This is a genomic window from Oceanobacillus sp. CF4.6, assembly GCF_051262635.1.
In the GTDB taxonomy this organism is placed as follows: Bacteria; Bacillota; Bacilli; order Bacillales; family Amphibacillaceae; genus Oceanobacillus.
The window spans coordinates 51,410-64,967 of the sequence record NZ_JBIMEX010000011.1; the positions used below are offsets into that span (position 1 = coordinate 51,410).

The following is a 13,558-nucleotide window of genomic DNA, read 5'->3' on the forward strand; positions in this document are numbered from 1 at the left end:
AATCTTAGGGATGAAAGCGGTGTTATGGTATTATTATAATTAAATCAATTTAAAACTGTTAGGACTTATTTAACTTAAAGCGGATTAAAATCACCTATCATTTAAAGAAATATTGGGGGAATCAGGTTTGGAAATATCAAAAATGGTCTCTACAGCTATGAAAATACACGATATAACACAATTAAATACATATGTATTAGATCAAAATGTGGATTTTATTTACTATCGCGAAATAATTTCAATTCCGGATTACATGCCAGGTTCGGGTGAAGCGGATGTTTTGAACTTCTATAAAAAAATAAAACAACGAATGCATCTTTATTCTTATATAAACGAATGGGGGTTACATTACTTTGGGTACTCCTTTAAAGAAAAGGAAGATGTATATACCATTATTATCGGTCCATATTTTGAAAATACCCCTAATTTATTTCGTTTATCCAGGGAATATAATTTCAGCAACAAACAAAGTAATGATCTAAGAGTAGTGAGCGATAAAATTTCGATACTCACGATACAGCAAGCTAGCAGTTTTGCTGCGGTTCTCCAAGAAGTTGATAAAATGGTACATAATGAAACAACGCCGACAATTATTATCGAAGAAAAAAATAATAGTTTTTCAGATAAGAAGGTAGATAATCTTAACGTAGATGAAGACGCTGAACTGGTAAAACTACGTTACAAAATCGAAAAAGATTTTATGCATGCCGTTGAACATGGAGATAAAACGTCTGCTTTAAAACTGATAAGTTCAGATAATATGCTGTTCTCTTTTTCGGAACGATTTCCAAGTCAACCCTTGCGTCGATTGAAAAATTTAAGAATCGTACTTAATACTTTACTGCGTACAGCAGCAAGAAATAGTGATGTCCCTGCTATATTGATTCATCATATTTCCGAAAAGTATGCATTTGAAATAGAGCATGCAACCAATATAGCCACCATAAATCAACTAGAGGATCGTATGATTGAAGAGTATTGCGACTTAGTAACTTCAAACACATTAAGAAATTATTCAAGAATGACACAGAGGGTGATTGAACACCTGCTTAGTTTTTATGATAAGCAGATAAATAATGAAGAATTAGCCTTACTTTGTGATACACATGCAGGTTATTTATCCCGGAAATTCAAACAAGAAACAGAACTTACAATAACTGCTTACCAGCAAATGATAAGACTAAATAAAGCAAAACATCTGTTAAAGACAGAGACTTTATCTATTGAAGAAATAGCTTGGGTTATTGGTTATGATGATCCATCCTACTTTGCAAGGGTTTTTAAGAAAGATATAGGCTGTACACCATCTGAGTATAGGGATGGGGAAATTCAATAAGAAAAGCTGGCCTTCATGTGAAGAGCTAGCTTTATTTTATTTTATTTTTATAACCGAAAGTTGGAATAATTACAATTTGGATATGCTGTTTACGCAAGTTTTTGCTTTCGGATTAGGAGTAGCACAACCAAATCGAAAAATGTAAGCGAATTACTTCTGAATATCGACTCCAATCATTGAGTAAAACAAAGGAAAAGAGTGTAAATCTATGAATTAAAGAGATGGACTCGTTTTCATTTCCGTTGTTTCCGTTTTCATCGTCAATGTTATCGATTTCATGGACTTTGTAAAAATCTTCCTTATATACCATAATTAAAGTAACAAGAAAAGGGAGGGATAAAACATGAAAAAGATGATGAAAGATTTACTAAAAGAATCGTTTGATTTGTATGTGGACGCATATGAAAGAATGAGCCGCTAACAACTATAAATCAGAAAGAAGATGAAATAAGATGAAGAAAATCTTTGAAAAACTCGATCAACATATTGAAAAAAATGCAGTATTCTATGGCCAAATCTTTAGAAAAAGATAATACGGTGAAAAAGCGAGGATATCAACATGTCAGTAAGCAAATTTTATAAAAGTGACCCCAAAACCGATTCCATGAGGTAAATGAGAATCGGTTTTTGTTATGACTTTTTTTAGTGTAAGCAAATTTTTAGAAACCTCCATTAAATTCTTCCAACATACAGCTGTCAAGCCGGATAAAACCCTCGACAAGATTCGACAAAACTCGGGGAGTGACAGGCACCAAATAGTTCACTTTCTATTTACCGAAAACTACTTGATATTTCTCGTTAATAGATTATAATAGTATTGCAAGCGGTTTCATTTTTATGCAAAAGGGGATGAATAATATGGTTACATTTTTTGTATCTATCATTCTATTAATTGTCGGCTACTTTACGTACGGAAAATTTATAGAGAAAATTTTCGTTCCGACAGATAGTAGAGATACACCGGCAATATCGGCTGCAGATGGGGTAGACTTTGTGCCGATGCCAAAACAAAAAAATGCGATGATTCAATTACTGAATATCGCTGGGACGGGCCCAATCTTTGGTCCAATTATGGGGGCTTTATTTGGCCCAGTAGCTTTTTTATGGATTGTTTTCGGTTCAATCTTTGCAGGGGCAGTGCATGATTATTTAACCGGAATGATATCCATTCGAAACAAAGGGGCACATATACCTGAGCTTGCAGGTAAGTTTCTTGGGAAATTTTCACGACATATTGTGAACGCTTTCTCTTTATTGCTATTAGTTCTCGTAGGTACTGTATTTGTTACGACCCCAGCTTCACTCATTGATATTTTGCTTGATGGAAAAGTAGCTTTCGGGGTTATTTTAGGATTTATTTTCATTTATTTTTTCCTATCCACGATTCTGCCGATTGATAAAATTATCGGTCGAATTTACCCAGTGCTTGGGGCAGTACTATTATTTGGAACGATTGCTATCGGGATATCGCTGATTTTCTCGGATTATACGATTCCAGAATTAACGTTAGTAAACTTGCATCCAGACAATTTACCAATTTTCCCAATTCTATTCTTTACTATTACATGTGGTGCACTATCTGGATTTCATGCAACACAATCGCCAATTATCTCAAGGACAACCCAAAAAGAATCACAAGGTCGTTATATTTTCTACGGTATGATGATCGCTGAAGCAATTATTGCCATGATTTGGGCAGCAGCAGCGATGAGTTTATTCGATGGACAAACGTTAAGTGAAATCATTGCGGGTGGTACAGCATCTGCTGCTGTCAATGAAATCGCGATTACGTTACTTGGAGCAGTTGCTGGAACAATTGCTGTGTTGGGTGCGATTGTACTTCCAGTCACTTCCGGGGATACCGCATTCCGTGCGGCGCGATCCATTGTTGCGGATTATTTAAATATCGGACAGAAAAAAGCGATCAATCGATTGATGATTGCAATACCGCTATTTGTGATTTCATTCGCGCTGACCTTTATTGATTTCAATATTCTATGGAGATATTTCTCATGGGCAAACCAATCCACCGCAGCAATCGCCCTTTGGATTGGAACGATGTATTTATTTATTAAAGGAAAGAATTACTTTGTTTCCTTAGTTCCTGCAATCTTTATGACGTATATGGTGTTTGTGTATATTTTGAATGCTAAAATTGGATTCAACTTAGACTTAAATATCTCATTCGTACTTGGGTTGGTGTTAACCGTTGTTCTAACTTTCGGATTCTTTAGAAGAGCGAAAAGAAACAGAGTGGATGAAATAGAAGTAGATATGAAAGCAGCATAGACAATAATAAAAGCCTTTCTTTTCTTTCAATAGAAGAAAAGAAAGGCTATTTTTATTCGACATCATTCGGGAAGTGACAGTGATCGCACCTTATTCAGGGGAAGCTTTGATCGTGGAGGCGATTTCCGAGATAATAATCTCACTTCCAATAATTGGTGACTCTTTTTCCGAATCTGCCTTGCTTCCTTTGTGTGCTTCTTTAAAGTGATCACTATTTCTCCAAAGAGTGAAGTCTTCCATTGTTACCCAGTACATATTTACATTCATTTCATCGTAGTCCTCAATATTTTGGGTAATCAATACTTCCACTTTATGAAAACCTTCCATTTTCTGCAAGGGACCTGATTTAGTAAAGGCTGGAGCCATTTTTGCAGCCATTCCCTTTTTTGTCTTGATTCTGTTTGTTACGATAATCATATCGATAGCCTCCTTGATTTTTTCAAAAGTTACGAGGTAAGAACTTACAATACCAGTATACCTTTTTATTGACGTTTCTGTCACATAGAGGATAATTACCAATTTGAAAGAAGTCGTCACCTACGGAAAAAGAAGGTTATAGCGAAAAAGTATCGAATTAGTACTATACTAAGAATGCGTATAAGAATAGGAAATCCAAATGATGGAGGTAAGGGTATGAAAGAATGGTCGAAAGATATAGAAATAGATGCACCCATAGAAGTGGTTTGGAGTTATTTGGATGGTTCTTCATTGGATAAGATGAAGCAAATTATGCCTCAAGTGGTGGATCAGAAGGCTGTTAAAATAACGGACGAAGTAGTTGGAAGCGTCTATCGGCAGAAATATAAAGAAGGTAAACGTATCGAAGAATATGATGTAGAAACATTGGAATATAGAAATACTACCGATGAGAAAAGACTTAAAGTCGGCTTTACCCTTGCAAATATGTTTGAGATCACTGCATTATATGAATTAAAAAAAATCACGGACAATAAAACGTATTTTAAATATACAACTACAAATAATCCATTGAAATGGTTTATCAAGCTATTTTTAGTGTTCGCTTCCGATAAGGTGGTCGTACAATTTACAGAACGTGTGAGGAAAGTTGCAGAAACAAAAAATACGTAACGGCATTATTGAATTCGTTCTATGAAACCGTTAGGATATAACTAGAATATAAAAGTAGGAGTGAACAATATGTATCGAACAGTAGATGACTTTTTAAGTGATTGGATGAATTCTTCACATGGCACCATCCAGGTTTTGGAATCATTGACAGATGATAAATTGGACCAGGCTATTGTGGAGGGACATAGTACACTTGGTTGGCTAGGTTGGCATATTATGACAAGTACTGCATTTTTTGCTGATATGGTAGGACTGGATGTAACGGTTCCATCAGAAAGTTCTGTACCTAAGGAAGCTGCAGGCATTGTCCAAACCTATAAAGAGATTTCAGAAAGACTGGTTCAAGAGGTCAAACAGAAACTGACGGATGAAAAAATGTTGGAGGAAGTAGATCAATTTGGTAGACTAACACCTCGTGGGGCAATTCTAAGAGATGTAATCCACCATCAAACACATCATCGAGGTCAAATGACTGTTCTATTGCGTCAGGCAGACTTGCATGTTCCTGGAGTAATGGGACCGACAAAAGAACAGGGTAATTACTAGAATTTTGCATGATTTGGTCTCATTAGGAGAAAGTCAGTTCATTATCGCAACGCATTCTCCAATTCTTTTAGGCTACCCGATGCTACCATCTTAAGTTTTGATCAAGGTGAGATTAAAGAAATAGATTACGAGATGACAGATTCTTTTCAAATCACCAAATACTTCCTTCAGCATCAGGGAAAGGTTTTTAGAAGAGATATTTGCTAATGAATAATAGGAGGATAAGCTCAGTCCATGGACTGAGCTTATTTCATTGGTTATCGCCTATGATTGTGTTTCTGTCATCAGAAATACATCCTTTTTTGTTTGTCAGGATAGAATACTGTACAATAATCATCATGGACGTTTGTAACTAAAAAATAGGTGAGAAGGTATTTGAATGCTAAAAAAACTAGCGAATAACGTATATTATATGCCTCATTATTCAGAAACGGATCGTCCCACTTTAGGGTTAATTTGTGGGGAAACATATAGTCTGGTCGTCGATTCAGGGAATTCTCCGGCACATGCAAGCGATTTTCTTAACCTGGCCGGAGAAAAGGTCAGATCGCCCATTAAGTTTGTTGTCATTACACATTGGCATTGGGACCATATTTTTGGTATGAAAACAATGAATTTATTAGCGATTAGTCACGAGGAAACAAAGAAAAAAATAGATGATCTGAAAAACGTAAAATGGGATGATGCGTCTCTTGATGCCCGTGTAGAAACCGGGGAAGAAATCGAATTTTGCCGCGATATGATTAAACGCGAAATGCCTACACGTGACGATTTGGAGTTACAGGCACCGGATCTTTCCTTCCAAACGAAGATGGAGATAGACTTGGGTGGCATTACCTGTGTCGTGGAACATGTCGGTGGGGTACATGCTCAGGATTCATCGATTATTTATGTACCAGAAGAAAAGATTGTGTTCCTTGGCGATTGTATCTATCAGGATTTTTATAGTGGCGAGTGGAGTTACGATAAAAAAGAACTTGACATTTTACTGAAAAAAATAAAAAAATATGATGCTGATTGGTATGTGACCGGTCATCAGTCACCGAAAACGCGAGAAGAAATGAACGGCTTCTTTGATGAATTAACGAGCATTGGCGAAATGGTAGGGGATGAAGTTTCACTTGAAAAAGCAGTCGCAATATTTAACGCGGTGCGAGGAAAAAAATCAAATGAAGAACAACTGGAATATATTCAAAACTTTGTAAGTGGTAATCAAAAGAAAGAGAAATAGAATTATTTCTTAACTAGGATGAAACCCCATTTTCTATGATAAAATGGAATAATGTATTATAGCTAGTCTTACATGATGGCTGAAGATAGAGAATTGGGAGAGAAATCATTTTGAATAAAAAAGACATCGCCGATATCAAGAAACAATTTAAAGTAGATAATGATTTGATGAAAATCAAAGATATTTTTACCGTGTATATTATGAAAGAATCAAGTGATATTTATCATCACCAAAGCACGCCATTTGAGTTGCTTGAACAGGAACAGCAAGAATTATTTATGATGAACTTCAAGAAAGTCCTGACAGGGCAATTAGATCAAAAATTATTTGAACTGAAATTTCAGCGTGATGTAGAGAATAGCAGCCAGCTTATTCTTCATCAAGGGATCTTAACGAACGATACGGAAGAATGGAAAGCCCATATGTTGCAAATGGTTGAGAAAATGCTAAAGGATAAGCAATACGAAATGGATATTGTTGTTACCTTTATCAAAGGTGAATATTTGAAACCGACAAAAAGAAACAGTGGAGAGACAGAAGAAAGTGTACGAGATAAGGTTTATTCCCATTCCTTCATTCTGGGGAGTATAAATAAAACGCAGGATCCGAAAAAGGAATTGTTATTCGATTATGTAGCGAAGGAATTTAAGTATAATTTTGTTGTCGATCCAGTTATTAATCTGAAAGCCCCAATAGGAGGGTTTCTATTCCCGTGCTTTACGGATCATGTAGCAGATGTGAATCATGTGCTTTATGCTGCCGAGAAACCGTATGAACTAGATTATCATTTTGTTGAAAAGGTTTTAAATGCAGAAGATGCCATGACTGCAGAAGACGATAAAATTGTATTTGAGGAAATAGTGAAAGACGTGGCTGGAGATCAAATCAATACATCCACCCTTTCAAACGTCTATGAAGAAATCCATCGTGTCGTCGTAGAGAATGAAGAAGAAGATGTACCGAAATTAGATTATAGAGATGTAGAACAAGTATTAAAAAGCAGTGGAATAGAAAATATCGATCCGGAAAAGGTAGAATCTGCTTTTAAAAAGATAATTGATGATGAAAAATTTGAGTTAAAAGCAACGAGCATCCTACCAAAATATGAATCCAAGTCGATTAAGATCAAAACAAAAGTAGCGAATATTACCGTCAGTCCACAAGATTTACGGTATATGCGGCAAGTCCATATTAATGGAAAGCTTTGTTTAATGATTGAATTGGAAGAAAATACGATGATTGAAGGCTTTGAAATGATTCCCGAGGTGTTGTTTCAAAAGGCAGAAGAACAAGACGAAGAAGAATAATCATAGAAAAAAGACAGGTTTAGTGATAATCCTGTCTTTTTTCTATGGTTATAGATTGGTAGAAACCATTGCATATTGGACAAATGCCGAACAAATCTTAAAAGCCATGAGAAGGTAACTCATAAACAGAGGGTACGTCAATTTAATCCTTGCCTTAGAATAATAAAAAAATGATCTTCATTTCATAAATGAAGATCATTCCATAATGCTATGCTTCTTTTGCTCCTGCTTCCAATCCTAATTCAACGATCGACTGATTAATTCGCCATACATAATACAGATGATGGATCAGGTCACGTTTGGATTGATGTCTTCGTGGTGAGTGCCGTTCGATTTGTTCCCGTTCATCGTTGAGGCGGTACACTTTTACATCGCCTTCGTTTTTACCTTCAAGCAGATTTGTTACTGCTTCAATATTGTGATCTAGCTTTTCTTCCATTGTTGTAAAGACATCCACTAATTCCTCCGGGTAATCAAATCCTTTGCGATAACTCGAAGCAACTAATTGTCTTGCATAGTAGTTAATTGCTGCAATTACTGTTATCCATCGAATGGTATCTGATTGAGCGGGTGATTCAGAGCGTTGTGTGATGGAAACTGCTTCATCCTTGATGATCTGAAGCTTCTGATCAAGTTGAAAGGCGCTTTCGGATAGCTCTTTCACATTTACATCTTCTTTAAATCCCTTTACATACGTTGTTATATAAGGTTTCAGTTCGTTTAAATAGTCATTAATCGATTCAGAAATTTTATCCCTTGTTTTCTTTGGGAAAATAAAGGTTGATACACCAAGTGCGATGGCAGCACCAGCAATCGTATCTATGACGCGTGCTCCAATTAGGGATAATGTAATGCCACCCATTAAGATATCGTACATAAATGCAATCAACATCGTAATAAAAACATTCATTAATGTGTAGGAAACACTAAGCAAATAAAATGCTAAAAATAGGACGATAAATATCATAATCACTTCAAAGGTGGATTGGCCAGAAAGAAGCTTAGCCATCGTAAAACCAAGCACCGCCCCAATAATTGTACCGACAGATCGTTGGTATCCCTTCGTGTAAATCCGGCCAATTGATTGTGTTCCTAGTAAGACGATAAACGTTGTAAGGAGTACCCAATACGGCTGGGTAGGTGAGATAATTTGACCGACGATAATTGCTATTGTACCTGCTACTAGAGCTTGGTAGGCTTTTTTGGTTGATGGCTTCAAACCATTCTCATCTTCTTTTACAGGATCTTTATCTTCCTCTATTGCTTCCTCCACCGTGTCGATTTCGCTATGGAGCGATTGCTGGATAGTAATCGCTCCTTTTATCACATGATTTGAAATTGACTCGATACGGCGGATTAAAAATAGCCATCTCTCAGGTTGCTGTTTACGATCAAACAAATCTGCAATAAGCAGTCTTAGTGCTTGTACAGAGAGTTCTGCTTCTGCTAAATTCTGTTTTTCATAGCTGGAAGCTAGTACTTCGGTATCACGAAGCGACTCAGTTGACCATATTAAGATGCGCCTAAGTTCATCAATCTCCAGCGCATCGGCTTCTTTTAAACTTTGAATTGAATTAGTCAACGTTTCGATAAGCATGCCCGTATCAAACACATAAAGCCGTAATTGAGCAACTGTTAAACCGGGCCATAATTCCTTTACATCTGCTGTGTTGATGTATCCTGAAACAATTATTGCATACTCCCTAAGCTTGAGAACATGCTTCTGCAGCTGTTTTTCCTGCTTCGGGCTTAGTTTCTTATTCTTCATTCCATCTATTAATAGATCAAATGTAAGATTACTCTGAATGTGGAACGAATTGATGCTTCTTTTTAAACTTTTCGCTGTGCTTTGAAAAAGGATGAAGTTCAATACGTATGCATAAGCTACACCAATTGTAATGGCCATGTAAAACCAAGGCATCAGGTAGATTGATAGGTTTAAAAAGGAAGAAATATATACAGTCATAAATCCAATCATGCAAAGAGAAAAATAACGTACACCAAAGCGAGTAAGATAAAAGCTTCCAAAAATAAGAATGATCATAACTACATCAATCAAATAGGTATTCTCAGCTAGGATAGAACCGAGTGTGACTCCAATCATAGCAGAAACACCGATTAATAAAGTGGTTACTTTCTTCTCTTTTTTTGATTCGTCCAAAACGTTCATAATACCCATCATTCCCACCATTGCCGAGACAACACCTGGAAAGAGGGGATCATTTCCGCTTGTACTTACAATGAACATCGTAGTAAAGAGAGACAATATTAAACTGATGGTAGCTTTCCCAGCTTTAAAAAGACGTATTTGACCAGGGTCAGAAGCTTGTAGTCTACTTAGCCAGTGATTTCTTTTATACAACGCTTTCATAGTGTCACCTATCTTTTCTGTTTTAATGAGACTTTAATTTTACCATGGGCTCCATGGATATCCAAATAAATCGGATATCCCACCATGTAATACGTGGGTCATTCACATAAACTTCTGACATGGACAACATACTAAGTTTGATTCGGTAAAAGATGTGGTAATAATAATAGGTAGGGTTCCATGGTTCCTTGGAGTATATCTGTTTCGACAAGTAATGCTCTTCTGGTATCGCTTTTAAAGAAGGAGTGGGAAATGTTGGTATTTGTCTTTTTTATTTTAGCTGCAATTGCAACCGTTTTTGCTGCAATGAAGTTATCGAAGTTTGCGGATGTAATTAGTGAAAAGACCGCAATGGGTGGGATGCTCGTCGGAACTTTTCTATTAGCCGGAGCTACGTCTCTTCCTGAGATTACAACAAGTTTCTCAGCGGTAATTATAAATAACGTCGATATTGCGATCGGTAATATGCTCGGTTCAAATTTGTTTAATTTATTAATTCTAGCTGGATTTGACTTGTATTTTAGAAGAAAACAATTGTTTAATCTCGTTAACCGAAATCATATTTATTCAGCCGTTCTTGGGCTATTTTTAATTCTGATGGTAACGATAGCACTTGTCTTCAAAATTGATTACACCATCCTTGGAATTGGTGTTGATGCATTGCTGATTCTCGTTATCTACATCGTCGGAATGATACTGATTAGCCGGATGCCTTCACCTCCGAAAGAAGGAGGGACGGAGAAGCATTTGCATAAGCCGATGAAAGAAAATGAAACATCACTAAAAAGTGCTACTATAGGATTCATTATTGCTGCTATTGTCATCATGGCAGTAGGGACCGTGCTGTCCATCACAGGTGATCAAATTGCTGTTATAACAGGGTTGGGATCGAGTTTTGTCGGGAGTTTTCTTATTGCAGCAACGACATCATTGCCCGAAGCCGTGTCTGTATTTACCGCCTTCCGTCTTAAAAACCCGAATATGGCTGTTGGATCCATTCTAGGAAGTAATATGTTCAATATGGTAATTTTAGCTGTATCAGATGCTGTGTATCAAGGGGGATCCATTTTAGCAGATGTATCAGGTTCGAATTTATATACTGCTATCGGAGTTTCAATTTTATCTGCAGTACTCATTTGGGGGCTTTTGAGAGAACAATCCAAATCGATGTGGACATACAGTATTCCTTCCATTATCACTGTTGTCGGTTACTTTGTCGTTTCCTATTTTATTTTCTTGGGCTAGGAGGAAAACGAATATCGATATAAATTCGGTGTACATTCCCTAAACATCATGCATAGTATAATTTTATAAATCTGTGAAGGGAATGATTACCATGTACGATTCTCCTAATATGTATCCATATCCTTATTACGTAAACGCAGCACCATATAACTCAGATGTTATGTCAAGAAACCGCGGAGTACACAGTCACACTGTAATTGAAGCTATATTTTCCGGAATAAAGGGAAAAGCATCAAACATTGATTTTTACAGTCGGTTAGCAGAGGATGCGCCAGATTTAAACCATAAGCGTGATATTCTTCATGCACTAGAAGATGAAAAAGTCCATTTGCAACAATTTACCAATCTGTATACATCGCTAAATGGAAGCCAGCCTGTTTACGAAATCGACAAGGTTACATTTAAAGATTATCAAGAAGGATTACAAAAGGCTTATGAAGCAGAAGTAGAGAATTATGAAGAATATCGAAATAGTTATATACTTACGCAGCATTCACCTGTTCGAGAAGTATTTTTGCGTGCTTGTACGGATGAAGTAGAGCATGCTAAACGATTTAGTTCGCTCGGGGATGACAGCATTGTATTAAGAGATTATGGATCCCAACCATTTGTGGTGAATATTGAAGAGGCAACGACTCAAAACGATACGTTTCGCACTGCCTTATGGACGGGAAACAATTTGCAGGTTACTGTAATGAGTATTGGAGTGGAGGAAGACATCGGTTTAGAAATCCATCCAACGGTCGATCAATTCTTACGAGTTGAACAGGGGCAAGGAGTGGTTCAAATGGGGGATAGAGAGGATCAACTGGATTTTCAAGAAAATGTATATGATGACTTTTCGATAATGGTCCCCGCAGGAAAATGGCATAATTTAACAAATACGGGGGATGTACCTCTTAAACTTTATACAATCTATGCACCACCTGAGCATCCATTTGGAACTGTTCATGAAACAAAAGCAGATGCAATGGCTGCTGAAGAAAACGAAGACTAATATGTAATTACAGAGAAAAGATCACATTATATTTAGCGTACTAAATCGCCCAAGATTTAGTACGTTATTTTTAATAGACACACAAGCGTTAAAATGAATAATTGATCAGATCAGCTTTTTAATTTAATTATTACAGCAGTTAACAATCTGAAATTTGTTCCGGAAAGAATGAATAAAAGCAATTGACAAAATAAAACAAACGGAGTAGATTATGTTTATTGTATATAAATATCCGTACACCTTTATATCGCTGAATCTTTTTGAACGGGGAAACCATTATGGATAGCATAGGATAAGAAGACGATGCTATCTTGGGGTAAATCTTACATAAGTAAGAAGGGAAACTCTCACTCCTCATCCGACAGCTAACCTCGTAAGCGTTAATTTATCACTAGAGAGTAAGGTCGGTGGTTGTGCCGAAGACCCTTCTATTTGAATTGGTCTTTTTTTATGTAGATAGATATAGAAAAGAGGGTTTATATGGAAAAGCAAGTCGTAGTTATTGGACTAGGAAGATTTGGTAGAAGTGTTTGTAAACAATTATATGAACTGGGACATGAAGTATTGGCTATTGATATAAAGGAAGCCAGAGTTAAGGCGGCTTCCAATTATTCTTACTACGCTGTAATTGCAAATGCAGCTGATGAAAACGCGCTTAAAAACTATGGTGTTAAAAATTTCGATTATGCGATTGTTGCAATAGGAGATAGCATTGAATCAAGTATTTTATGTACTTTGATACTAAAGGAAATGGGCTTAAATGAGGTATGGGTAAAGGCACGGGATCCACATCATAAAAAAATACTTGAAAAAGTAGGCGCTGACCGGATCATCGAACCAGAGAAAGAAATGGGCATCCGCGTTGCCAACCAACTTGATTCCGGTAAACTCCTAGATTATATAGAGCTCTCGAATGACTATAGCATCGTGGAACTAGTGGCAACTCAAAAACTATCCAATAAGTCGTTAGTACAGTTGGATGTTCGTGCAAAATTTGGTTGCACGATACTTGCAATTAAACAAAAGGGAAATTTAAACATTGCACCTATGCCTCACGATGTTATTTCTAAAGGAGATATGTTGGTTGTGATGGGACATATAAAAGATCTGAAACGCTTTGAAGAAAAAGGATTCTAGGTAGACAGGG

Annotated in this window: 11 protein-coding genes and 1 riboswitch; of the genes, 9 read left to right on the plus strand and 2 right to left on the minus strand. The window is 36.6% G+C overall.

Annotated features, from left to right (window positions below):
• Positions 1–127: 127 nt before the first annotated feature.
• Complete coding sequence (locus tag ACHABU_RS15610) at positions 128–1,336, plus strand: helix-turn-helix transcriptional regulator (protein WP_435765863.1); 1,209 nt, start codon at positions 128–130, stop codon at positions 1,334–1,336.
• A gap of 858 nt (positions 1,337–2,194) precedes the next feature.
• Entirely contained in the window at positions 2,195–3,625 is a 1,431-nt protein-coding gene (locus tag ACHABU_RS15615) for a carbon starvation CstA family protein (protein ID WP_435765864.1), read from the plus strand.
• A 90-nt stretch (positions 3,626–3,715) separates the two neighbouring features.
• On the opposite strand, the gene ACHABU_RS15620 is transcribed toward ACHABU_RS15615, so the two are convergent.
• Positions 3,716–4,042, minus strand: a complete 327-nt coding sequence (locus tag ACHABU_RS15620; protein ID WP_435765865.1) for a heme oxygenase — start codon at positions 4,040–4,042, stop codon at positions 3,716–3,718.
• A 216-nt stretch (positions 4,043–4,258) separates the two neighbouring features.
• On the opposite strand from ACHABU_RS15620, the gene ACHABU_RS15625 reads away from it, so the two are divergent.
• From ACHABU_RS15625 to ACHABU_RS15640, 4 genes are all read left to right on the plus strand, one after another.
• A complete protein-coding gene (locus ACHABU_RS15625; protein WP_435765866.1) occupies positions 4,259–4,714 on the plus strand; it encodes an SRPBCC family protein in 456 nt (151 codons plus the stop codon).
• Between the two features lie 69 nt (positions 4,715–4,783).
• Positions 4,784–5,260 carry a DinB family protein gene (locus ACHABU_RS15630; RefSeq protein WP_435765867.1) on the plus strand — a complete coding sequence of 159 codons (477 nt, stop codon included), beginning with the start codon at positions 4,784–4,786 and terminating at the stop codon, positions 5,258–5,260.
• Positions 5,261–5,639: 379 nt separating this feature from the next.
• Positions 5,640–6,491 carry an MBL fold metallo-hydrolase gene (locus tag ACHABU_RS15635; RefSeq protein WP_435765868.1) on the plus strand — a complete coding sequence of 284 codons (852 nt, stop codon included), beginning with the start codon at positions 5,640–5,642 and terminating at the stop codon, positions 6,489–6,491.
• 110 nt (positions 6,492–6,601) lie between these two features.
• Complete coding sequence (locus ACHABU_RS15640) at positions 6,602–7,798, plus strand: DUF4317 domain-containing protein (RefSeq protein WP_435765869.1); 1,197 nt, start codon at positions 6,602–6,604, stop codon at positions 7,796–7,798.
• Positions 7,799–8,006: 208 nt separating this feature from the next.
• On the opposite strand, the gene ACHABU_RS15645 is transcribed toward ACHABU_RS15640, so the two are convergent.
• Positions 8,007–10,169, minus strand: coding sequence for an FUSC family protein (locus ACHABU_RS15645; protein ID WP_435765870.1), 2,163 nt, complete (start codon positions 10,167–10,169; stop codon positions 8,007–8,009).
• A 252-nt stretch (positions 10,170–10,421) separates the two neighbouring features.
• Here ACHABU_RS15645 and ACHABU_RS15650 point away from each other — a divergent pair, with 252 nt between their 5' ends.
• From ACHABU_RS15650 to ACHABU_RS15660, 3 genes are all read left to right on the plus strand, one after another.
• Positions 10,422–11,414, plus strand: a complete 993-nt coding sequence (locus ACHABU_RS15650) for a sodium:calcium antiporter (RefSeq protein ID WP_435765871.1) — start codon at positions 10,422–10,424, stop codon at positions 11,412–11,414.
• A gap of 91 nt (positions 11,415–11,505) precedes the next feature.
• A complete protein-coding gene (locus tag ACHABU_RS15655; RefSeq protein WP_435765872.1) occupies positions 11,506–12,411 on the plus strand; it encodes a cupin domain-containing protein in 906 nt (301 codons plus the stop codon).
• 238 nt (positions 12,412–12,649) lie between these two features.
• Positions 12,650–12,806: riboswitch (cyclic di-AMP (ydaO/yuaA leader) on the plus strand.
• An 85-nt stretch (positions 12,807–12,891) separates the two neighbouring features.
• Positions 12,892–13,548: a potassium channel family protein gene (locus tag ACHABU_RS15660; RefSeq protein WP_435765873.1), complete on the plus strand. Its 657-nt coding sequence runs from the start codon at positions 12,892–12,894 to the stop codon at positions 13,546–13,548.
• Positions 13,549–13,558 lie beyond the last annotated feature (10 nt).

Bases quoted from the DNA above. Each gene is read 5' to 3' on its own strand.
- ACHABU_RS15615 (WP_435765864.1), top strand. From the start codon at position 2,195: ATGGTTACATTTTTTGTATCTATCATTCTATTAATTGTCGGCTACTTT.
- ACHABU_RS15620 (WP_435765865.1), bottom strand. From the start codon at position 4,042: ATGATTATCGTAACAAACAGAATCAAGACAAAAAAGGGAATGGCTGCA.
- ACHABU_RS15625 (WP_435765866.1), top strand. From the start codon at position 4,259: ATGAAAGAATGGTCGAAAGATATAGAAATAGATGCACCCATAGAAGTG.
- ACHABU_RS15630 (WP_435765867.1), top strand. From the start codon at position 4,784: ATGTATCGAACAGTAGATGACTTTTTAAGTGATTGGATGAATTCTTCA.
- ACHABU_RS15635 (WP_435765868.1), top strand. From the start codon at position 5,640: ATGCTAAAAAAACTAGCGAATAACGTATATTATATGCCTCATTATTCA.
- ACHABU_RS15645 (WP_435765870.1), bottom strand. From the start codon at position 10,169: ATGAAAGCGTTGTATAAAAGAAATCACTGGCTAAGTAGACTACAAGCT.
- ACHABU_RS15650 (WP_435765871.1), top strand. From the start codon at position 10,422: ATGTTGGTATTTGTCTTTTTTATTTTAGCTGCAATTGCAACCGTTTTT.
- ACHABU_RS15655 (WP_435765872.1), top strand. From the start codon at position 11,506: ATGTACGATTCTCCTAATATGTATCCATATCCTTATTACGTAAACGCA.
- ACHABU_RS15660 (WP_435765873.1), top strand. From the start codon at position 12,892: ATGGAAAAGCAAGTCGTAGTTATTGGACTAGGAAGATTTGGTAGAAGT.